The organism is Geodermatophilus saharensis (genome assembly GCF_900188205.1).
Classification (GTDB): Bacteria; Actinomycetota; Actinomycetes; order Mycobacteriales; family Geodermatophilaceae; genus Geodermatophilus; species Geodermatophilus saharensis.
The window spans coordinates 335,806-356,768 of sequence record NZ_FZOH01000002.1 but is presented as its reverse complement, the minus strand read 5'-3'; the positions used below and the strand labels follow the sequence as shown (position 1 = coordinate 356,768).

At 76.4% G+C, this 20,963-nt stretch carries 21 protein-coding genes and 1 riboswitch; of the genes, 11 read left to right on the top strand and 10 right to left on the bottom strand.

Annotated features, from left to right (window positions below; all coding sequences use genetic code 11):
- Nucleotides 1–67: 67 nt before the first annotated feature.
- Nucleotides 68–763: a hypothetical protein gene (locus CHC04_RS05955; protein ID WP_089402963.1), complete on the bottom strand. Its 696-nt coding sequence runs from the start codon at nt 761–763 to the stop codon at nt 68–70.
- A 167-nt stretch (nt 764–930) separates the two neighbouring features.
- Between CHC04_RS05955 and CHC04_RS05950 the strand changes: the two genes are divergently transcribed.
- Nucleotides 931–1,692: a lysophospholipid acyltransferase family protein gene (locus tag CHC04_RS05950; RefSeq protein WP_245817018.1), complete on the top strand. Its 762-nt coding sequence runs from the start codon at nt 931–933 to the stop codon at nt 1,690–1,692.
- A 58-nt stretch (nt 1,693–1,750) separates the two neighbouring features.
- A complete protein-coding gene (locus CHC04_RS05945) occupies nt 1,751–2,278 on the top strand; it encodes a polyadenylate-specific 3'-exoribonuclease AS (protein ID WP_089402962.1) in 528 nt (175 codons plus the stop codon).
- On the opposite strand, the gene CHC04_RS05940 is transcribed toward CHC04_RS05945, so the two are convergent.
- Nucleotides 2,235–2,639 carry a PaaI family thioesterase gene (locus CHC04_RS05940; RefSeq protein ID WP_089402961.1) on the bottom strand — a complete coding sequence of 135 codons (405 nt, stop codon included), beginning with the start codon at nt 2,637–2,639 and terminating at the stop codon, nt 2,235–2,237. The genes CHC04_RS05945 and CHC04_RS05940 overlap by 44 nt on opposite strands.
- An 88-nt stretch (nt 2,640–2,727) precedes the next feature.
- Here CHC04_RS05940 and CHC04_RS05935 point away from each other — a divergent pair, with 88 nt between their 5' ends.
- The 3 genes from CHC04_RS05935 (at nt 2,728) to CHC04_RS05925 (ending at nt 6,213) form a co-directional block, all read left to right on the top strand.
- Nucleotides 2,728–3,750, top strand: a complete 1,023-nt coding sequence (locus tag CHC04_RS05935) for an ATP-dependent 6-phosphofructokinase (RefSeq protein ID WP_089402960.1) — start codon at nt 2,728–2,730, stop codon at nt 3,748–3,750.
- A 42-nt stretch (nt 3,751–3,792) separates the two neighbouring features.
- The gene (locus CHC04_RS05930) at nt 3,793–5,130 is read left to right on the top strand and encodes a class II 3-deoxy-7-phosphoheptulonate synthase (RefSeq protein WP_089402959.1); all 1,338 of its coding nucleotides are present in this window, start codon (nt 3,793–3,795) and stop codon (nt 5,128–5,130) included.
- Nucleotides 5,131–5,202: 72 nt separating this feature from the next.
- A complete protein-coding gene (locus CHC04_RS05925) occupies nt 5,203–6,213 on the top strand; it encodes a threonine aldolase family protein (protein ID WP_089402958.1) in 1,011 nt (336 codons plus the stop codon).
- Between the two features lie 124 nt (nt 6,214–6,337).
- Here the strand turns inward: CHC04_RS05925 and CHC04_RS05920 are convergent, their stop codons facing one another.
- The 4 genes from CHC04_RS05920 to CHC04_RS05905 form a co-directional block, all read right to left on the bottom strand.
- A complete protein-coding gene (locus tag CHC04_RS05920; RefSeq protein WP_089402957.1) occupies nt 6,338–7,519 on the bottom strand; it encodes a S8 family peptidase in 1,182 nt (393 codons plus the stop codon).
- A 239-nt stretch (nt 7,520–7,758) separates the two neighbouring features.
- Nucleotides 7,759–8,634, bottom strand: coding sequence for a deoxyribonuclease IV (locus CHC04_RS05915; protein WP_089402956.1), 876 nt, complete (start codon nt 8,632–8,634; stop codon nt 7,759–7,761).
- Complete coding sequence (gene pknB / locus CHC04_RS05910; protein WP_089402955.1) at nt 8,631–10,616, bottom strand: Stk1 family PASTA domain-containing Ser/Thr kinase; 1,986 nt, start codon at nt 10,614–10,616, stop codon at nt 8,631–8,633. Before pknB ends, CHC04_RS05915 begins: the two co-directional genes overlap by 4 nt.
- A 108-nt stretch (nt 10,617–10,724) precedes the next feature.
- Nucleotides 10,725–12,182: a glycine hydroxymethyltransferase gene (locus CHC04_RS05905; RefSeq protein WP_176449836.1), complete on the bottom strand. Its 1,458-nt coding sequence runs from the start codon at nt 12,180–12,182 to the stop codon at nt 10,725–10,727.
- Between the two features lie 26 nt (nt 12,183–12,208).
- A riboswitch (ZMP/ZTP riboswitch) is annotated at nt 12,209–12,292 on the bottom strand.
- 38 nt (nt 12,293–12,330) lie between these two features.
- Between CHC04_RS05905 and CHC04_RS05900 the strand changes: the two genes are divergently transcribed.
- Complete coding sequence (locus tag CHC04_RS05900) at nt 12,331–12,669, top strand: Rv2175c family DNA-binding protein (RefSeq protein WP_245817017.1); 339 nt, start codon at nt 12,331–12,333, stop codon at nt 12,667–12,669.
- 59 nt (nt 12,670–12,728) lie between these two features.
- On the opposite strand, the gene CHC04_RS05895 is transcribed toward CHC04_RS05900, so the two are convergent.
- Genes CHC04_RS05895 through CHC04_RS05885 form a run of 3 tightly spaced genes read right to left on the bottom strand, consistent with a single transcriptional unit; the run spans nt 12,729 to nt 16,347 of the window.
- Nucleotides 12,729–13,652, bottom strand: a complete 924-nt coding sequence (locus tag CHC04_RS05895) for a phytoene/squalene synthase family protein (protein ID WP_089402954.1) — start codon at nt 13,650–13,652, stop codon at nt 12,729–12,731.
- Entirely contained in the window at nt 13,649–15,208 is a 1,560-nt protein-coding gene (crtI, locus tag CHC04_RS05890) for a phytoene desaturase family protein (protein ID WP_089402953.1), read from the bottom strand. The genes CHC04_RS05895 and crtI overlap by 4 nt, the downstream gene beginning before the upstream one ends.
- A gap of 2 nt (nt 15,209–15,210) precedes the next feature.
- Entirely contained in the window at nt 15,211–16,347 is a 1,137-nt protein-coding gene (locus CHC04_RS05885; RefSeq protein ID WP_245817016.1) for a polyprenyl synthetase family protein, read from the bottom strand.
- Nucleotides 16,348–16,501: 154 nt separating this feature from the next.
- On the opposite strand from CHC04_RS05885, the gene metF reads away from it, so the two are divergent.
- Nucleotides 16,502–17,434, top strand: a complete 933-nt coding sequence (metF, locus tag CHC04_RS05880) for a methylenetetrahydrofolate reductase [NAD(P)H] (RefSeq protein ID WP_217897193.1) — start codon at nt 16,502–16,504, stop codon at nt 17,432–17,434.
- A gap of 10 nt (nt 17,435–17,444) precedes the next feature.
- Here the strand turns inward: metF and CHC04_RS05875 are convergent, their stop codons facing one another.
- Nucleotides 17,445–18,086, bottom strand: coding sequence for a hypothetical protein (locus CHC04_RS05875; protein ID WP_089403360.1), 642 nt, complete (start codon nt 18,084–18,086; stop codon nt 17,445–17,447).
- 89 nt (nt 18,087–18,175) lie between these two features.
- Between CHC04_RS05875 and CHC04_RS05870 the strand changes: the two genes are divergently transcribed.
- The 4 genes from CHC04_RS05870 to CHC04_RS05855 all read left to right on the top strand — a co-directional run bounded on the left by CHC04_RS05870 (nt 18,176) and on the right by CHC04_RS05855 (nt 20,957).
- A complete protein-coding gene (locus CHC04_RS05870) occupies nt 18,176–18,436 on the top strand; it encodes a FitA-like ribbon-helix-helix domain-containing protein (protein WP_089402950.1) in 261 nt (86 codons plus the stop codon).
- Nucleotides 18,433–18,822: a type II toxin-antitoxin system VapC family toxin gene (locus CHC04_RS05865; protein WP_089402949.1), complete on the top strand. Its 390-nt coding sequence runs from the start codon at nt 18,433–18,435 to the stop codon at nt 18,820–18,822. The genes CHC04_RS05870 and CHC04_RS05865 overlap by 4 nt, the downstream gene beginning before the upstream one ends.
- 120 nt (nt 18,823–18,942) lie before the next feature.
- Nucleotides 18,943–20,043 (top strand): transcriptional regulator, encoded by a 1,101-nt coding sequence (locus tag CHC04_RS05860; RefSeq protein WP_089403359.1) that lies wholly within the window; start codon nt 18,943–18,945, stop codon nt 20,041–20,043.
- Nucleotides 20,040–20,957 (top strand): ABC transporter ATP-binding protein, encoded by a 918-nt coding sequence (locus CHC04_RS05855; protein WP_089402948.1) that lies wholly within the window; start codon nt 20,040–20,042, stop codon nt 20,955–20,957. The genes CHC04_RS05860 and CHC04_RS05855 overlap by 4 nt, the downstream gene beginning before the upstream one ends.
- Nucleotides 20,958–20,963: the final 6 nt, after the last annotated feature.

Genomic DNA, 20,963 nt, shown 5'->3' with positions numbered 1-20,963 from the left:
TCCACGGCCTCGCTGCAGGGGCCCGCCGCGAGCCTGCGAGCGGTGGGGGGCAGGGAGGTCCTCGTCTCTAGACGACCGCGCCGTCGTCGCCGTCGTCGGTGGAGCGCTCGCGCATGCGGGAGAGGAACAGCCCCGCGCTGCCGACCAGCGCGGCCACGCCGAGCACCAGGCCGGTGTCGGTGGTCAGGCCCAGCACCCCGGGCGCCCCGACCAGCACCACCCCGGCCGCGGCCAGCAGCACCGCGTACAGCGTCGAGGGCGAGGGCACCGGGACCGGCGGGGCCGGCGGCGGCTCGTAGTGCTCGTCCTCGAGCTCGTCGGGGTGGGAGGCGTCCTCGGTGGGGGCGGGAACGGGTGCGGGGGCGGCGTCCTCGACGACGGTGCGGCCGTGCTCGGCCTCGTAGGCGGCCACGATCCGCGCCCACTCGGCGTCCTCGTCGAGGTCGCGGCGGGTGGAGCGCCGCTCGGCGGCCGGCCCGCCCGCGGGGGCGTGCTCGTCGGCGTGCCGGTCGACCAGCGAGCGGCCCTCGCGCAGCCGTGCCCGGTCGACGAAGAGCCGGTCGGCCGGCGGGCTGGGGAGGAAGACGGTGCGGGTGTAGGGGCCGACGTCGGTGGCCGGCTCCAGGTAGGCGGCGATGCCGGCCTCGCGCAGCACGTCGAGCAGGTGCTCGCCGACCCGCGGGTCGACGTCGCACAGCGGTGCCCACAGCGGGGCGTCGAGGCCGTTGTCGCGCCGTCCCCGTCCGCGTCGCGGCCCGGTCATCGGGGTACCCCACCGGGGGGCACCCGGGCCGGGACGGGCGGTGCGGCCACGGGGTCCTCCTCGGCGGACGGCGGATGGGGGCCGGCGGACGGGCGACGCGCGCGGCCGGAGGGGCCGATTGTCGCCCGGGCGCGGGGCTCCCTAGTCTGGCAGTTCCACAGGGAGGCGTGTTGTTCTACTGGTTCCTCAAGTTCGTGGCGATCGGGCCGCTCGCGAAGCTGGCCTTCCGGCCGCGCGCCGAGGGCCGCGAGCACGTGCCGGCCCAGGGGGCGGCGATCCTGGCGAGCAACCACCTGGCGGCCTCCGACTGGGTGTTCATGCCGCTGTCCCTGCGCCGCCGGGTGACCTTCCTGGCCAAGGCGGAGTACTTCACCGGCCGCGGCGTGAAGGGCCTGCTGCGGCGGCTCTTCTTCTCCGGCGCCGGCCAGGTGCCCATCGACCGGTCCAGCGCCACCGCCGCCGAGGGCGCGATCCGCACCGGCATCCGCATGCTCGAGCAGGGCCGGCTCCTGGGCATCTACCCCGAGGGCACCCGCTCGCCCGACGGCCGGCTCTACCGCGGCAAGACCGGCGTGGCCCGGATGGCGCTGGAGACCGGCGCCCCGGTGGTGCCGGTGGCGATGACCTACACCCCGCGCCGGATGCCCTTCGGCCGGAAGCTGGTGCGGGTGCACGTCCGCTTCGGTGAGCCGCTGGACTTCTCCCGCTACGAGGGGCTGGCCGGGGACCGCTTCGTCGAGCGGTCGATCACCGACGAGATCATGTACGAGATCATGACGCTGTCGGGCCAGGAGTACGTCGACGTCTACGGCGCCCAGGTGAAGAAGCGGATGGACGCCACCGGCGCCAGCGCCTCCGACGTCGTCAGCCGGCTCGAGCCGCCCGCCGACGAGGCCGGCGACCGCGCACCGGACTCCCTCGCCGGCTGACCACGGTCCGTGCACTTCCGCGGAAGTGCACGGACGCCGCCCCGCCTACGGTGGGCGCGTGCGGCGGTTCTTCTACGACACCGAGTTCATCGAGGACGGGACCACCATCGACCTGGTCTCCATCGGCGTCGTCGACGAGACCGGCCGCGAGTTCTACGCGGTCAGCACGGAGTTCGACGAGCGCCGGGCCATCCCCTGGGTGCGCCGCAACGTGCTCGACCAGCTCCCGCCGCCGGCCGACCGGGCCTGGCGCAGCCGCCGGCGCATCCGCGAAGACCTGCTGGCCTTCCTCACCGGCCCGGGCGAGGAGGTGGAGCTGTGGGCGTGGTTCGCCGCCTACGACCACGTGGCGATGGCCCAGCTGTGGGGCCCGATGACGGCGCTGCCGCGGGCGGTGCCGCGCTTCACCCGGGAGCTGCGGCAGCGCTGGGACGACCTCGGGCAGCCCGAGCTCCCGCCGAAGCCCACCGGGACCCACGACGCGCTCGTCGACGCCCGCTACAACCTCGCCCGCTGGCGGGCGATGGAGGCCGCCCGGGTCGTCAGCCCGCGGGACGGGCGCCGAGCACGGCCTGCGTCTGGGTGATCGAGGCGACCGCCCGGCCGTCGTCGTCGGTGACCTCGGTGAGGACGACGACGGTGGTGCCCCCCACGTGCAGCGGCCGGGCGGTGGCGTGCGCGGTGCCGCCCCGGACGGCGCGCAGCAGCGAGGTGGCCGAGGCCAGCGTCGCCGTCGAGGCGCCCGGCGGCAGGTTCAGGAACGCGCAGACGGCGCCGACCGAGTCCGCCAGGGTCATCAGCGCGCCGCCGTGCAGCACCCCGCCGGCGGTGCAGCGGTGCGGGGCCCAGGGCAGCCGGCCGACCACCTCCCCGGGGGCGGCGGAGTCGAGCTCGACGCCGGTGGCGACGGCGAAGGGCATGGCGGCGAGCAGGTCGGCGGCGTCCACGCGACGATCCTGCCGCCAGGTGATTCCTCGCGCGGTCCGGCTACGGCAGGATCGGCGCTGACCTGCGGTTCGTCCTCTGGGAGGCGTCGTGCGCATCGGGATCCTGACCGGCGGTGGGGACTGCCCGGGCCTCAACGCGGTCATCCGCGCGGTGGTGCGGAAGGCCACCGGGTCCGGTGCCGAGGTCGTCGGCTTCCGGGACGGGTGGCGCGGCGTGCTGGAGGACGACGCCGTGCCGCTGGACCTCACCGCCGTGCGCGGGCTGCTGCCCCGCGGCGGCACCGTGCTCGGCACCTCCCGCACCAACCCCTACGCCCTCGACGGCGGCCCCGAGCGCGTGCTGGCCACCCTCGAGCGGCACCGCATCGACGCGCTGGTGCCGGTCGGGGGCGAGGACACCCTCGGCGTCGCGGCGAAGCTGTCGGAGGGCGGGCTGCGCGTGGTGGGCGTGCCGAAGACCATCGACAACGACCTCGACGGCACCGACTACACCTTCGGCTTCGACACCGCCGTCGGCGTCGCCATGGAGGCCATCGACCGGCTGCACACCACCGGCGACAGCCACCACCGCACGCTGGTGGTGGAGGTGATGGGCCGGCACGCCGGCTGGATCGCGCTGCACGCCGGGATGGCCGGCGGCGCCACCGTGGTGCTGGTGCCCGAGCGGCCCTTCGACGTCGACGCGGTCGTGGCCCACTGCCTGCACCGCTTCGAGTCCGGGTACTCGCCGATCGTCGTCGTCTCGGAGGGGGCGCGGCCGGCCGACGGCGCGCTGGTCACCTCCACCGGGCAGACCGACGCCTTCGGGCACGTGCGGCTGGGCGGGATCGGCGCCGCGCTGGCCGCCGTCCTGGAGGAGCGGACCGGCCGGGAGTCGCGCGCGGTGGTCCTCGGGCACATCCAGCGCGGCGGCACCCCGTCGGCGTTCGACCGGGTGCTGGCCACCCGCTTCGGCCTGGCCGCCGTCGACGCCGTCGACGCGGGGCTGTCCGGGGTGATGGTGGCGCTGCGCGGCACCGACGTGGTGCCGGTGCCGATCAGCGAGGCCACCGCGGCGCTCAAGCTGGTGCCGCTGGAGCGCTACCGGGAGGCGGAGGTCTTCTTCGGCTGACGGCGCTGCGGCCGCCCGGCCGGGCGGCCGTACCCTCGGGGCGTGAACCTGCTCGAGTCCGCGCAGTCGGTCCCCGGTCTGGACCGGTGGCGGGAGCTCCCCGCCGCCCAGCAGCCGACGTGGCCCGACCGCGCCACCCTGGACACCGTGCTCGCCACGCTGTCGACAGTGCCGCCGATCGTGGCGCCCGGCGAGGTCGACGAGCTGCGCGGCCGGCTGGCCGAGGTGGCCCAGGGCCGGGCGTTCCTGCTGCAGGGCGGGGACTGCGCGGAGACCTTCGACCTCAACACCGACGCCCACCTGCAGAGCACCACGCGCACGCTGCTGCAGATGGCCGTCGTCCTCACCTACGGCGCGAGCGTGCCGGTGGTCAAGGTCGGCCGGGTGGCCGGGCAGTACGCCAAGCCGCGCTCGTCGGACACCGACGCGCTCGGCCTGCCCTCCTACCGCGGCGACATGATCAACTCCATCGAGCCGGTGATGGAGAAGCGGGTCCCCGACCCGAACCGGCTGGTGCGCGCCTACGCCAACGCGGCCGCGGCGATGAACATGATCCGCGCCTACGCCCGCGGCGGGCTGGCCGACCTGCACGCCGTCCACGACTGGAACAAGGACTTCGTCGCCAGCTCGCCGGCCGGCGTCCGCTACGAGGTCATCGCCCGCGAGATCGACCGGGCGCTGGCGTTCATGAAGGCCTGCGGGGTCGACGACACCGCGCTGCGCGGCGTGGAGCTCTACAACAGCCACGAGGGGCTCGTCCTCGACTACGAGCGGGCGCTGGTGCGGGTGCACGAGGGCCGCGCCTACGCCTCCTCGGCGCACTTCGTCTGGATCGGTGAGCGCACCCGCCAGCTCGACGGCGCGCACGTGGAGTTCATGTCGCGGATCGCCAACCCGATCGGCGTCAAGATCGGCCCGTCGACGACGCCGGAGCAGGCCACCGAGCTCGTCGAGCGGCTCGACCCCGACGGCGTCCCCGGCCGGCTCACGCTGATCAGCCGCATGGGCAACGGGAAGATCCGCGACGTGCTGCCGGCCATCGTGGAGAAGGTCACCGCCAGCGGCCACCAGGTGGTGTGGCAGTGCGACCCGATGCACGGCAACACCCACGAGTCCTCCACCGGCTACAAGACCCGGCACTTCGACCGGATCGTCGACGAGGTCCTCGGCTTCTTCGACGTCCACCGCGCGCTGGGCACCTGGCCCGGCGGCATCCACGTCGAGCTCACCGGCGAGGACGTCACCGAGTGCCTCGGCGGGGCCATGGAGATCAGCGACGAGGACCTCAACAGCCGGTACGAGACCGCCTGCGACCCGCGGCTGAACACCGGGCAGTCCCTCGAGCTCGCCTTCCTCGTCGCGGAGATGCTGCGTGGATGAAGGACCCCGCTGCCCCCCACCGTTCGCACGCTCACGGCGGGCCCCTGCAGCGGGGCCGGGAAGAGTGACGGGATGACCTCCTTCATCGACCTGCGGTCGGACACCGTCACCCGGCCCACCCCCGGCATGCGCCGGGCCATGGCCGAGGCCGAGGTGGGCGACGACGTCTACGCCGAGGACCCCGCGGTGCGCGCGCTGGAGGAGCGGACGGCGGAGCTGTTCGGCCACGAGGCCGCGCTGTTCGTCCCGTCGGGGACGATGGGCAACCAGATCGGCATGCGGCTGGTCTGCGAGCCCGGCCAGGAGGTGCTCTGCGACGCCGACGCGCACGTGGTCACCTACGAGATGGGCGCCGCGGCGGCGGTCTTCGGCATCTCCACCCGCACCGTCGTCTCCGCCGGCGGGCGGCTCGACGCCGACCAGCTCGTCGCGCAGGTGCGGCCGAGGGACGACTGGCACCTGACGGCGACCGCCGCCGTCGCGGTGGAGAACTCGCACAACCGTGGCGGCGGGCTGGTGCAGCCGCTGGAGGAGCTGCAGCGGCTCTGGGACCGGTCCCGCGAGGGCGGGTTCGCCGTCCACCTCGACGGCGCCCGGGTCTGGAACGCGCACGTGGCCTCCGGCGTGCCGCTGTCCACCTACGGCCGGCTGGCCGACACCGCCTCGGTCTGCTTCTCCAAGGGCCTCGGGACGCCGGTCGGGTCGGTGCTGGTCGCCTCGGCCGAGCGCATCGCCACCGCCCGGCTGTGGCGCAAGCGGCTCGGCGGCGGCATGCGCCAGGTCGGCGTGCTCGCCGCAGCCTGCACGTACGCGCTGGACCACCACCTGCCGCGGCTGGGCGAGGACCACGAGCACGCGCGGCTGCTGGCCAAGCGGCTCGGCGTCGACCCCGCGACGGTGGAGACGAACATGGTCGTGCTCGACGGGGTGAACGCGCCGGTCGTGGCCGAGGCCGCCAAGGCGGAGGGCGTGCTGGTCTCGCGGGTCAGCGCCCGCCGGATCCGGCTGGTCACGCACCTCGACGTCGACCGTGCCGCCGTGGAGCGCGCCGGCGACGTCCTCGCCGCCCTCCTCGACCGCTGACCGGGGCACAGGGAGCTCTCCGCACGTCCCGGCCCCGGGGACGTGCGGAGAGCTTCCTGTGCCGTACACGTGCCGACGGCCGCCGTCCCCCTGGTGGGGACGGCGGCCGCCGTCGTACCGCGGGTCAGTAGGCGCCGAACAGCAGCCGGTTCGGCGTGCCGGCCCGCTCGGCCGTGCGGGAGAGCTTCACGTGGTTCGTCGTGGCCGTGCCGTTCAGCTGGGTGGCCACCGCGGCGGGCGTCGCGGACCGGTTCACCGACAGGTACAGCGCGGCGACCCCGGCCACGTGCGGCGTGGCCATCGACGTCCCGCTGATCGTGTTGGTCGCCGTCGTGCCGGTGTGCCAGGCGCTGGTGATCGCGACGCCGGGGGCGAGCAGGTCGACGCAGGAGCCGTAGTTGCTGAACGACGCCGCCGTGTCGGTGCGGTCGGTCGCCCCCACCGTGAGCGCCGCGGGCACCCGCGCGGGGGAGGAGGTGCAGGCGTCCTGCGCGACGCCGGCGGAGTTGCCGTTGCCCGCCGCGACCGCGTAGGTGACGCCGTCGGCGATCGAGTTGCGCACCGCGGTGTCGATCGCGGTGCTCGCGCCGCCGCCGAGGCTCATGTTGGCCACCGCGGGGGCGCCGGCCTGGTGGTGGGCGGTCACCCAGTCGATGCCCGCGACGACGCCGGAGGTGGTGCCGCTGCCGTCGCAGCCGAGCACCCGGACGCCGACCAGGCTCACGCCCTTGGCCACGCCGTACCGCGTGCCACCGACGGTGCCCGCGACGTGGGTGCCGTGCCCGTTGCAGTCGTCGGCCGACCCGCCGTCGACGGCGTCGTAGCCGGACACCGCCCGGCCGCCGAAGTCGGTGTGCGCGACGTCGATCCCGGTGTCGATGACGTAGGCGGTGACGCCGCTGCCGGTCGCGGTGTAGCCGTAGGTCGTGCTCAGCGGCAGGTCACGCTGGTCGGTGCGGTCCAGGCCCCACGGCGCGTCCGACTGCGTGGCCCCGGTGGTGACCACCTGGTCGCGCTCCACGGAGACCACGCCCGGCAGCTCCGCCAGCCGGCTCGCGGCGGCCTCCGGCAGGGTCACGGCGTAGCCGGTCAGCGCGGCGGTGTAGACGTGGTCGACCCGCCCGCCGAGCCCGCGGGCGCGCTCGGCCGCCTGGGCGGGGAGGGCCGAGCCGTCGACGGTGACGACGTAGGTGGCGCGCGGGCCGCCGTCGGGCGGTGCGGCCGCGGCGGGGCTCGCGGTGACGCCGAGGCCGGCGGTCGCCAGGACGGCGACGATCCCGACGGCCAGGGTGCGACGAGTGGGCAAGGACGGCTCCTCGGTGAGGCTCCCCGCGGCCGGGCGGCCGCGAGGTGTTCCGAGCCAACGCGGTGTCGCACATCACCGCAAGTGATGCGGCGAACCCGCAGCGTGAGCGCGGCGTGTCCTGCTCCCCGGGCGCGCCGCGGCGGTGTCCCCGCCGGTGCCCGTCGAGATCACGGGATCTCGACGCCTCCGGGGCGCCTGGGCGTCGAGATCACGCGATCTCGACGGGAGGAGCGGCGGGCTCAGGCCGCTTCGGGCAGCGGGTGGCCGTCGCGCAGGGCGCGGAGCAGGGCGATGTCGCGGGCGTGGCCGCCGTCGGCGCTGGGGGTCTCGACGACGACCGGCACCCCGGCCAGCGACGGGTGTCCCATGAGCTCGGCGAAGGCGGCCACCCCGATCGAGCCCGCGCCGATCGTGGTGTGCCGGTCGCGCCGGGACCCGCGCTCGTCGAGGGAGTCGTTGGCGTGCACCAGCCCGAGCCGGCCCCGGCCGACGGTGGCCTCGAGCGCGTCGAGGGTGGCCGTCGTCCCGCCGGGGGTGGCCAGGTCGTGCCCGGCCGCCCACGCGTGGCAGGTGTCCAGGCAGACGCCGACGCGCGGGTGCCAGTCGAGCGCGGCGAGGTAGGGCCCGAGGTCCTCGACGGTGGCCGCGAGCGACCGGCCGCCGCCGGCGGTGGGCTCGACCAGCAGCCGCGGGCCGTCGTCGGGGAGGGCGTCGAGCACCGGCAGCAGCCGCTCGTGCAGCTGCCGCAGTGCGGCCTCGTAGCGGTCCTCGTCGACGGCCGACCCCGCGTGGACGACGACGCCGCGCACGCCGAGCTGCACGCCGCGGGCGAGGTCGGCGGCGACGGTCTCGATCGAGCGGTCGACGGTGGCCGGCGTCGGGGAGCCGACGTTGACCAGGAACGGCGTGTGCACGAACGAGGGCACGCCGCGCTCGGCCAGGCCCTCGACGAAGGCGGCGTCCTGTGCGGGGTCGCCGGCGCTGCGCCTCCAGCCGCGCGGGTTGCCGACGAAGACCTGCACGGCCTGCGCGCCGACGTCGTCGGTGTAGCGCAGCCCGCCGGTGGCCAGGCCGCCGGCCACCTGGACGTGCGCGCCGACGGGGGTCGCGCTCACCCGAAGCTGAGCAGCAGGCTGACCTCGCTGCCCTGGTCGACGACGGTGCCCCCGCCCGGGCTCTGCCGGTAGACCCGGTCGCCGGTGATGAAGGTCGACGTGGTCACCTCCAGCCCTGCCGCCTCCAGCGCGGCGACCGCGTCGGAGGCGCGCTGACCGGTGACGTCGGGGACGGTGACCTGCGGCACGCCGATCGACACCTGGATGGTGACCTCGCTGCCGTAGGGCGCCTCCTGCCCCGGCGCCGGGGTCACCGCCATGACCTGGCCGGTGCCGACGTCGGCGCTGCGGCCCTCGGTGCGGGCGACGGTGAAGCCCAGCGACTCCAGGTTGGACTGCGCGGCGTCGGCGGCCTGGCCGATCACGTTCGGCACGTCGACCGGCGCGCGGCCGCGGCTGACGTAGACGGTGACCGGCTGGTCGCGGCGCAGCTCGGTGCCGGGCTCGGGGTCGAAGCCGGTGACCGACCCGACCGGCACCTCGTCGTCGTAGTCGGGCACCTCGGTCGGGACGACGGCGATGCCCTGCAGCGCCCCGCGCACCGCCTCGATCGGCTGGCCGACGAGCTCGGGCGGGACGGTGAAGCGCTCGGGGCCCCGGGACACGACCAGCTCGACGTCGGTGCCGCGGATGGCCTCCCCGCCGTCGGGGTCGGCGGAGATGACCTCGCCCTCGGGCACGGTCTCGCTGAACTGCTCGTCGAGGAACACCGGGTCCAGGCCCGCGCCCTGCAGCAGGTCCTCGGCCGCCGCGCGGTCGGCGCCGACGAGCGAGGGCACCTGCGTCCAGCGGCCCGAGCCCATCCACCAGCCGACCGCGCCCACGGTGACCGCCAGCAGCAGCACGACCGCCAGCGCCAGCCGCGCGCGGCGCCGGCGCAAGTGCGGGGCCAGGCCCGGGCGCACGGCGGGGGCCGGCCGGCGCCCGCCGACGTCGGTGGTCGGGCCGGCGCCCATGCCGGGCAGCATGCTGGTGCGCCCGCCGCGCGCGGGCCGGCCGCTGCCGAGCACCTCGGTGCCCGGGTCGGCGGCGCCCGGCTCGGTCTGCTGGCGGCGGGGGGGCCGGTTGGTCGGTCGGATGGTGGCCGGACCGGCGGAGCTGCGGCCGGTGGGCACCGGCACCCGGGCCAGGCCCAGGTCGGTGCGCACGTCCTCGAGGTCGGCGAGGAACGCCCCGGCGTCCAGCGGCCGGACGGCGGGCTCGCGGCGGGTGGTGCGGGTGACCAGCTCGTCGACCTGCCACGGCACGCCGGGCACCTCCGCCGACGGCACGGGGACGTCGTGGTGCACGTGCTGGTAGGCCACCGCCAGCGGGGTGTCGCCGCCGTAGGGCGGGTGGCCGGTGAGCATCTCGAACAGCACCAGGCCGGCGGCGTAGACGTCGCTGCGGGCGTCGGCGCGGCCGCGCTCGAGCTGCTCGGGGGAGAGGTAGGCGACGGTGCCGATGAGCATCCCGCCGGTGTGGCTGGTCTGGCCGGTGCCGACGACGGCGCGCGCGAGGCCGAAGTCGGCGACCTTGACGGTGCCGTCGTGGCCGATGAGCACGTTCTCCGGCTTGACGTCGCGGTGCACGATGCCGGCGCGGTGGGCGGCGGCCAGCCCGGAGAGCACCGGCTCGAGGACGGCGAACGCCTCGGCGACGGTGAGCCGGCCGCGGGCCTGCAGCAGGTCGCGCAGCGTGCGGCCGCGGACCAGCTCCATGACGAGGAAGACCAGCCCCTGGTCGCTGCCCTGGTCGCTGACCGAGACGACGTTGGGGTGGCTGAGCATCGCCGCGGCGCGCGCCTCGCGGGTGAAGCGGCCCACGAACGTCGGGTCGTGGGCGAGGTGCTCGGCCATGACCTTGACCGCGACGGTGCGGTGCAGCCGCAGGTCGGTGGCGGCGTAGACGGTGGACATGCCGCCGCGCGCCAGCCGCTCCTCGAGGCGGTAGCGCCCCTCGAGGACGCAGCCGACCACGGGGTCGGTCACGGCGGTGTCCACACGCCGAGTCTAGGAGCGACCTCCGCTGGAGCGGTCGGCAGACGCGCAGGGGAGCGGTCGGCCACACCCTCCCGTCACACGGGTCACGGGAGGGTGTGGTCGCCGGGCTCAGGCGAGGTCGAGGCCCGGGTAGAGCGGGTGGGCGGCGACCAGCTCGGCGGCGGCCGCGCGGGTCTTGTCGGCCACCCCGCCGTCGACGGCGTACTTCGCCTTCGAGGGTGACCCGTCCCGCGTCGCCGTCGGGCTGGTGTGGGACAGCACGTCGACGACGAGCTCGGCGGTGCGGTCGAACTCCGCGGCGCCGAAGCCGCGGGTGGTCAGCGCGGGGGTGCCCAGCCGGACGCCGGAGGTGTACCAGGCGCCGTTGGGGTCGGCCGGGATCGCGTTGCGGTTGGTGACGATGCCGGCGTCGAGCAGCGCGGACTCCGCCTGGCGCCCGGTGAGCCCGAAGGTCGAGACGTCGAGCAGCACGAGGTGGTTCTCGGTGCCGCCGGTGACCAGCCGGGCGCCGCGGCGGGACAGTCCCTCGGCCAGGGCGACGGCGTTGTCGACGACGGTCTGTGCGTAGCCGGCGAACTGCGGGCGGCGGGCCTCGGCGAAGGCGACCGCCTTGGCGGCCATGACGTGCGGCAGCGGCCCGCCGAGCACCATCGGGCAGCCGCGGTCGACGGCGTCGGCGTACTCGGGCTGGCAGAGCACGAACCCGCCACGCGGACCGCGCAGCGACTTGTGGCTGGTGCTGGTGACCACGTGGGCGTGCGGCACCGGGTCGAAGTCGCCGGTGAACACCTTCCCGGCGACCAGGCCGGCGAAGTGCGCCATGTCGACGACGAGGGTGGCGCCGACCTCGTCGGCGATCTCGCGCATCTTCGCGAAGTCGACCCGGCGCGGGTAGGCGGAGTAGCCGGCCATGAGGATCAGCGGGCGGAACTCCCGCGCGCGGGCGCGGACGGCGTCGTAGTCGAGCAGCCCGGTCTCCGGGTCGGTGCCGTAGGAGGACTGGGCGAACATCTTGCCGCTGATGTTCGGGCGGAACCCGTGAGTCAGGTGGCCGCCGGCGTCGAGGCTCATGCCGAGCATCCGCTGGTCGCCCAGGGCGTGCCGCAGCGTGGCCCAGTCCTCGTCGGTGAGGTCGTTGACGTGGCGCACGCCGGCGCGCTCGAGCGCGGGGGACTCGATCCGCTGGGCCAGCACCGCCCAGAAGGCGACCAGGTTGGCGTCGATGCCCGAGTGGGGCTGCACGTAGGCGTGCGGGGCGCCGAAGAGCTCGCGGGCGTGCTCGGCGGCCAGCCCCTCGACGGTGTCGACGTTCTGGCAGCCGGCGTAGAAGCGGTGGCCGACGGTGCCCTCGGCGTACTTGTCCGACAGCCAGGTGCCCATGGTCAGCAGCACCGCCGGCGAGGCGTAGTTCTCGCTGGCGATCAGCTTGAGCGAGGCGCGCTGGTCGGCGAGCTCGGCGCCGATCGCGTCGGCGACCCGCGGCTCCACCTCGGCGATGACCGACAGCGCGCTGCGGTAGGCGGTCGAGGCGGCGGTGGCGTCGAAGGCGGGGGTCACGTCGGTCATGCGAGGGCTCCTGCGCGGTCGGTGGTCGGCTCTGCCCAGGCGCCCGGCGGGGGAGTGCGGGCCGCTCCCCGGTGGTGCCCCACCTCGATGCGCCAGTCACGGCCCGCCGCCGATCCTAGCCGCCCGGCCGGCGTCCTAGGCTCGTGGCGTGCAGTCCGACCAGATGCAGACGATGACGCCGGCCGAGGTGGCCGGCGTCCTGGGGGTCTCGCCCAACAAGGTCCGCCAGCTCGTCCGCGAGGGGAAGCTGATGGCCGTGCCCGGCAGCGGCAACAGCCGCATCCCCGCCGACTTCCTCCAGGACGGGGCCGTCCTCAAGCACCTGCCGGGGCTGATCACCGTCCTGCGCGACGGCGGGTTCAGCGACGCCGAGGTGTTCGAGTGGCTCTTCCGCGCCGACGAGTCGCTGCCGGGGACGCCGGTCCAGGCGCTGCGCGACGACCGGCACACCGAGGTCACCCGGCGCGCGCAGGCCCTCGCCTTCTGACCGGCGAGGCACAGGAAGCTCCCCGCACGTCTCGGCGGCGCAGACGTGCGGAGAGCTTCCTATGCCGAGCGGGGGCGGAGGCGGACGGCCTGGGCGCTCGCCAGGCGGCGGGCGAAGATGCCGAGCCGGCGCGGCTTGGACACCGTCACCCGGCGGTCGAGCACCCGGTGGTCGGCGCGCTCGATCTCGGTGAGGATGCCGCCGTAGAGCGCGGTGGCGGCGCGCACGCAGTCGCGGGACTCCGGCGCGAGCATCGGCGTCCCGGGGGCGGCGTCGTCGTAGCGGCGGCGCACGATCGCGACCATCTCCTGCATCAGCGCCCGGAACCGGGCGTCGTACCGCTTGGCCTCGATCTGCTCGCGGGTCACGCCGTGGGCGGCCATGACGTCGGCGGGCAGGTAGACCCGGCCGCGGTCGGCGTCCTCGGCGACGTCGCGCAGGAAGTTGGTCAGCTGGAAGGCCTCGCCCAGCGCGATGGCGTGCGGCGCGGCCTCCTCCTGCGTGACGCCGGGCGCGGTGCCCAGCACGGGGAGCACCTGCAGGCCGATCACCGACGCCGAGCCCCACATGTACCGGTCGAGGGCGTCCATGTCGGCGTAGCCGGTGACGGTGAGGTCGCTGGTCATCGCGGCGAGGAAGTCGACGAGGTGCTCGACCGGGATGGCGTACCGGCGGTAGGTGTGCACGGTGGCCAGCCGCACCGGGTCGTCGGACCAGCCGGCCTCGAGCTCGGCCAGCAGCGCCCGCGACCAGTCGGCGAGGTCGGCCTCGGGGTCGGCGCCGGGGTGGTCGACGAGGTCGTCGGCGGTGCGCGCGGCGGCGTAGAGCGCGTGGATCGCCGGGCGCCGGTCGGCGGTGAGCAGCCGGGTGGCCAGGTGGTAGCTCTTGCCGTGCTCGGCGTTGACCGCCGCGCAGTACCGGTAGGCGGCGTCGAGGCGGGCCTGCCGCTCGGCCTGGGTGAGCGGCCGCCGGGTCGCCGTCACCGGGCCCCCTCCGGGGACACGTCCGGAGAGCCGGCCCGGGCACCTCCGCGGACGTGCCCGGGGCGGCCCGGTGCCGGCCCGGTGATCCGCTCGGCGGCCAGCCGGCCGGAGATGACCACCATGGGCACGCCGACGCCGGGCTGCACCGACGAGCCGGCCAGCACCACGTTCTCCGGCCCGCGGCGGGGCAGCGTGGGCGTCCGGAACGGGCCGGTCTGCCCGAAGGTGTGGGCCAGCGCGAACGGCGTGCCGGCGGCCATGCCCTGCCGGGCCCAGGTCAGCGGGGTGTCCACGTGCTCCACCTCGATCGCGTCGGTCAGTCCGGTCCAGCCGCGGGCCTCCAGCACGCCGAGCACCTCCTCGCGGTAGCGCGGGGTCAGCCCGTCCCAGTCGATGCCGGGGTTGCCGCCCGAGTGCGGGTCGAGGTTCGGCGCGGGCGCGACCACGCTGAGCACCTGCCCGCCGTCGGGGGCGAGCGACCGGTCGGTGACCGACGGCATGCTCACCAGCAGGCTCGGGTCGCTCATCGGCCGGCCGTCACGGGTGAGCTCGTCGAACACCTCCCGCCAGGCCGCCCCGAAGCTGATCGTGTGGTGCGCCTGGCCGGGCAGCTCGCTGCGCACGCCCAGGTGGAGGGTCACGCACGACGGCGAGTAGACCGGCCGGCGGCGGCGGGCGAGGCCGGGCACCAGCCGCTCGGGGGCGTCGGTGGTGACGACGACGGCGTCGGCGGGCAGCCGCTCCCCGCCCTCGAGGCACACGCCGGTCACCCGCCGGCCGCGCAGCTCCAGCTGCTCGACGGTCGCGCCGTGGCGGAAGACGACGCCGGCGTCGGCCGCGGCGGCGGCCATGGCCCGCGGCACCGCGCCGATCCCGCCGACGGGGTGCCAGACGCCGGCGCCGATGTCGAGCTGGGCGATGACCGCGTAGGCGGCGATGGCCCGGAACGGCGAGACCCCGGCGTAGAGCGCCTGGAAGCTGAACAGCCGCCGCAGCCGGTCGTCGTCGAAGAAGCGGGCGACGTGGCTCGACAGCCGGCCGAACCCGCCGCGCCGGGCGAGCGCCCACAGCTCGGGGCCGAGCAGGTCCAGCGGGGTGTCGAGGTTGCGGTCGATGAACGTGGTCAGCTGCAGCCGGTACAGCTCGGCGAGGTCGGCGAGGTAGCGGCGCAGCGCGGCGGCCTCGGCCGGGCCGGCCAGCGCCTCGACCTCCGCGGCGAAGGCGTCGACGTCGGCGTGCACGTCGAGGTGCGAGCCGTCGGCGAACTGCGCCCGGTAGGTGGTCTGCAGGGGGACCAGCGTCAGCCGGTCCTCCAGCCGCTCGCCGACGGCGGCCAGCGTGTCGGCCACCAGCTCCGGCGCGGTGAACACCGACGGCCCGGTGTCGAGGACGTACCCGTCGCGGGCGACGACGCCGGCCCGCCCGCCGGGCCCGCCGGCGCGCTCGACGACGGTGACCTCACGGCCGGCGCCGCGCAGCCGCAGCGCCGTCGCGAGCCCGGCCAGGCCCGCGCCGATCACGACGACCCGGTCGGTCGTCCCGGGGACGGTGCGCACGCTCAGGCGGTCCGGGAGGTCGCGGCCACGGCGAGCGCGTCGAGGGCGGCGCGGGCCTCCGCGGCGATGGGGGCGTCGGCGATCGCGGCGCGGGCGGTGGCGGTGCGCTCGGTGATGCGCTCCTCCACCCGGGCGCGGGCACCGGTGTCCTCGATGAGCCGGCGCAGCGCGTCCAGCGCGGCGTCGTCGCAGTCGGGGTCGCCGAGGCACTCGCGCAGCAGCCGCAGCCCCTGCTCGTCGGCGCGCTCCTCGGCGAGCGCGATGAGCAGCGTCTGCTTGCCCTCGCGCAGGTCGTCGTCGGCGGACTTGCCGGTGACCGCCGGGTCGCCGAAGACGCCGAGGACGTCGTCGCGCAGCTGGAACGCCTCGCCCAGCGGCAGGCCGATCGCGGTGTAGACGTCGGCGGCGCGCGGACCGGCGCCGGCCAGCGCGGCACCGAGCTGCAGCGGGCGCTGCACCGTGTAGCCGGCGCTCTTGTAGCGGGCGACCGTGAGCGCGCCCTGCGGGCCGGGCAGCCCGCCGGCGGCGCGCAGCAGGTCGAGGTACTGCCCGGCGGTGACCTCGGTGCGCATGGTGTCCCAGACCGAGCGGGCGCGGGCCAGCGCCGGCCCGGAGACGCCGGAGCGGCGCAGCAGCTCGTCGGACCAGACCAGCGCGAGGTCGCCGACGAGGATCGCCGCGCCGACGCCGAAGGCGTCGCCGTCACCGGACAGGCCGCCGTCGCCGTGGCGGGTGGCGAAGCCGACGTGCGTGGCGGGGCGGCCGCGGCGGGTCAGCGCGCCGTCCATGACGTCGTCGTGGACCAGCGCGCTGGCGTGCACGAACTCCAGGGCGGCGACGGCGCGCAGCACCGCGGCGTCGTCCTCGGCCGGGCCGGTGACGTCCTCGGCGACCCCGCGCCAGCCCCAGTAGGCGAAGGCCGGGCGCAGCCGCTTGCCGCCGTCGGCCAGGGCGCAGACCTCGTCGACGACCGGGGTGAGCGAGCGGTCCATCCCGGCCAGGGTGGCCCGCTGCTCCTCCAGGAACCCGGTGAGCGCGGCCGAGACCGCGCCCCGGATGCGGTCGAGGTCGGCAGCCGCCAGCGAGGGCGGCAGCGGCCGGACCACGGACCCCCGCTGCTGCGCAGCGCCGCTGATCACCCGGCCAGTATCGCCCCACCGAGTCGCGCGCGTCCTGTTCGGGTCTCCAGCCATGGGGGCCTCCTGCCGTTCGGACCGGTACCGGATCCCTTCCCCCCGGACGGCACGGACGGATGCAGAGCAGCGGCCGGGGACGCCCGTACCCTCGGACCCCGTGACCGCCAGCGTCCGCGAGCTGCTCGCGACCTCACGGCCGACCTGGTCGTTCGAGTTCTTCCCCGCGAAGACGCCCGAGGGCGAGGCCCAGCTGTGGACGGCGCTGCGCCGGCTGGAGTCGCTGCGGCCGTCGTTCGTGTCGGTCACCTACGGCGCCGGCGGCTCGACGCGGGAGGGCACCGTCGCCGTCACCGAGCGGATCGCCGCGGAGACGACGATGACCCCGCTGGCGCACCTGACCGCCGTCGACCACTCGGTCGCCGAGCTGCGGCACGTGGTCAGCCGGCTGGCCGCCGCCGGCGTGCGCAACCTGCTGGCGCTGCGCGGCGACCCGCCCGGCGCCGACCCGCAGGCCGAGTGGGTGCGCCACCCGCAGGGGCTGGAGTACGCCTCGGAGCTGGTGGAGCTCATCCGGTCGATGGGCGACTTCTCCGTCGGCGTGGCGGCCTTCCCCGAGCGGCACCCGCGGTCGCCGGACTTCGACACCGACGTCGAGATGTTCGTGCGCAAGTGCCGCGCCGGCGCGGACTTCGCCATCACCCAGATGTTCTTCCGGGTCGAGGACTACCTGCGGCTGCGCGACCGGGTGGCCGCCCGCGACTGCGACGTCCCGGTGATCGCCGGGGTGATGCCGGTGACCAACGTCCGGCAGATCACCCGGATCGTGCAGCTGTCGGGCCAGGCGTTCCCCGAGGACCTCGCCGCCCGCTTCGCCGAGCTCGACGGCGACCGCCCGGAGGACAAGGCGGCGGTGCGCGCCTTCGGCGTCGAGGTGGCGACGGCGATGTGCCGGCGGCTGCTCGACGAGGGCGTGCCGGGCATCCACTTCATCACCATGAACCGGTCGACGGCGACCCGTGAGGTGTACGCCAACCTCACCGACCGGGGCACCGGCACCTCGGTGCCCTCGACGCTGGCCGCGAGCACCTGAGCACGGTCGCTCAGACGGACACGGGCCGGCCGGGCTCGAGCAGGTCCGCCGTCATCCGCGCCGCGCGCCGCAGAGCCACCCGCTCGGCCGCGTAGCCGCCGACGACGCCGACGACGGGCAGCTGGGCCAGCGCCCGGGCGCCCAGGCGGCCCTTGGGGCGGGCGTCGAGCGCCTCGTCGATGCGGGACAGCAGCCGGGCCGCGCGCCAGATGGTGCGCACCGCCCCGGTGAACCCCGCCCGCTCCTCGCGGGCGCCGAGGGCGGCCTCGGTGTAGGCGCCGCGCACCCGTTCCAGCAGGGGCCGGACCCTCTCCGGCGGCAGGTCGCGGGCGAGCAGCACCCGCGACAGCAGCGCCACCCGCTCGGCCGGGTCGGTCACCCCGTGCTCGCCGGCGACACCCAGCACCACCAGCGACTGCACCGCCGTCCCGACGGTGTTCTGCAGCGGCAGCAGGTCGGCCAGCCGCCCGGCCAGCCGCGGCAGCCCGCCCGCGGCCGCGGCCACCCGCGACGCCCGCTCGGCCCACCAGTCGTCCCGCTCGGCGGGCGGCAGCTCGGGCGGGCGGCCCAGCCGCTGCACCAGGGGCGCGGTGAGCCGGTCGAGCCGGCGCAGGACGTCGACGACGACGGCGTCGCTGAGGGGAGGAGCCATGCGGCGGAGGTACCCGGCGGTGCAGCGCATCCATGCGCGACGGCGCCGGATCAATACACAGTGCATCCCACTCCGGGTAGCGTGCGCCCATGGGGTCGCTGCTGCAGATCAGGGACGTGCCGGACGACGTCCGCCGCGCCCTCAAGGAACGGGCCGCGGCCCGCGGGGAGTCGCTGAACCGCTACCTGCTCGGTCTCCTGGAGCGGGATGCCGCACGGCCCACCGTGCAGGAGGTCCTCGATCGCGCTGCTCGACGAGCCGGCCCGGCCACCGAGTCCGCGCTCGTCGCCGTGCAGGAGGCGCGGGAGGAGCGGGACGACCACCTCGGGAGAGCCGGGCAGGCACGGTGATCGTCGTCGACTGCGCTGCCGTGGTCGACGTCCTCACCGGCGTCGAGGGCAGTGACCGCCTGCGCGCCCGTCTGGCCGTCGAGGACCTCCACGCGCCCGCGCTGCTCGACTACGAGGTCGTCTCCGCGCTCCGGCACCTCGTCCTCCGCGGGAGTCTCAGCGCGTCCCGGGGCGCGGCTGCCCTGGCCGACTTCGAGGACCTGGCGCTGGAGCGGTGGCCGGCGCTCGGAGCGCTCCGCCGCCGTGCGTGGACCCTGCGGGAGAACGTGTCGGCGTACGACGCTGCCTACGTGGCCCTCGCGGAGGCGCTGCAGTGCCCGCTGCTCACCCGCGACGCACGGCTCGCCCGCACGCCCGGACACGAGGTCCGCGTCGAGGTGGTGTGACCGCTGCGCCTCGGAGGTGGACGGCGTGCGCGGACCTGCGGTCCCGGGCCGCAGGAGCGCGCGTCCGCGCACGCCGTCGCCCCGGGTCGCCGGTTGCGGGGCGCTCGTAGCGTGGCCGGCATGTCGGGGTACGGCCGCGGCCGACGGTGGGCGGTGCTCGCCGCACTGGTCGCCGGCCTGTGCGCCCTGCCCGCCGTCGTCGCCGCGCTCCCGGCCGACGACGCCGACGTCCCCGCCACCGCCCTGCGCGACGCCGTGCTGGCCAGCGCCGGCGTCGGGTTCTCCGGCTACGCCGTCTCGGCCGGCGGGCTGACCCTGCCGGTGAGCGACCAGCTGCCCGCCGTCGCCGACCTGCTCAGCGACCGGGTGCAGCTGCGGGTGTGGTGGCGCGGGGAGGACGAGCACCGGGTCGACGTCGTCACCGCGGCGGGGGAGACCGGCGTGCACGTCGACCCCGCCGGCACGTGGACCTGGGAGTTCGAGTCGGCCACCGCCGAGCGCACCGGGCCCGCGCCGCTCGCGCTGCCCGCCCCGCCGGACCTGGTCCCCGCCGCGCTGGGCCGGCGGCTGCTGTCGGAGGCCGCCGACGACGAGCTGTCGCGCATCGGCGCGCGCCGGGTCGCCGGCCGCGACGCGCTCGGCCTGCGGCTGGTGCCCGCCGCGCCGGCGGCGTCGGTGGCGCGGGTCGACGTCTGGGCCGACGCGGCGACCGGCCTGCCGCTGGCGGTGCAGGTGGTGGCCGACGGCGCGTCGGTCCCCGCGCTCGACACCCGCTTCCTCGACCTCGACCCGACCCCGCCCCCGGCCGCCGTCGTGGCGTTCACCCCGCCGGACGGCGCGCGGGTGCGGCCCGGCCGCGACGCCGGGGGGCTGCTGGCCGAGGCCGACCGCCGGCTGACCGCGGTGCCGCTGCCCGCCGAGCTGGCCGGGCTGCCGCGGCGCACGCTCGCGGGCGCACCGTCGTCGGTCGGGGTGTACGGCCGCGGGGTCACGCTGCTCGCCGTCGCCCCCGTCCCGGCCCGGCTCGCCCGGGGGCTGCAGGCGGCCGTCCGGGCCAGCCCCGACGCCCTCGTCGACCGCCGGGGCGTGCGCCTGGCGGCCGGGCCGCTGGGGCTGATGCTGGTCGAGCGGCCCGGTCGGGGCACCTACGTCCTCACCGGGACGGTGACGCTCGACGCGCTCGCCGAGGCCGCCGGGCAGGTGCCCGGCGGGGCGCCGTGACCGCGGTCGTCAGCACCCGGGGGCTGGTCAAGCAGTTCGGCCGGGTGCGCGCCGTCGACGGGATCGACCTCGACGTCCGCGCCGGCGACGTCTACGGCTTCCTCGGCGCCAACGGCTCGGGCAAGACGACGACGGTGCGGATGCTGCTCGGGCTGGTGCTGCCCACCCGCGGTGAGGTCGAGCTGCTCGGCGGCCGCATGCCGCGCGCCGGCCGGCGGGTGCTGCCGCGGGTGGGCGCGCTGATCGAGGGCCCGGCGCACCACCGGCACCTGTCCGGCGCGGCCAACCTGGCGCTGCTCGACGCCGCCGGGCCGGGCGGGCGCCGGCGCGACCGCCGGCGGCGGATCGCCGAGGCCCTCGACCAGGTCGGCCTCGGCGGGGTGGGCCGGCGGCCGGTGGGCGCCTACTCCCTCGGCATGCGGCAGCGGCTGGGCCTGGCCGGTGCGCTGCTGCGCCGCCCGGAGCTGCTGGTCCTCGACGAGCCGACCAACGGCCTGGACCCGCAGGGCATCGCCGAGGTCCGCGCGCTGCTGCTCGACCTGCACCGCGGCGGGACGACGGTGTTCCTCTCCAGCCACCTGCTCGCCGAGGTCGAGCAGCTGTGCACCCGGGTCGGCGTGCTCGACCGCGGCCGGCTGGTGCTGCAGGACGAGCTGGCCCGGCTGACCGCGCCCACCGGCGCCACCGTCGTCGACACCCCGGCACCGGAGCGGGTGCGCGCGGTGCTCGACGGGCGGGTGCTCGCCGCCGACGGCGGCCGCGTCGTGGTGCGCGGGCCGGACCCGGCGGAGGTCAACGCGCTGCTGGTGGGCGCCGGCGTCCCGGTGCGCGGGCTGGCGCTGCAGCGGCCGACGCTGGAGGAGGTGGTGCTCGCCGCGGCGGGCACCAGCGCCGACCGGGTGGAGCGGCCGTGATCGGCA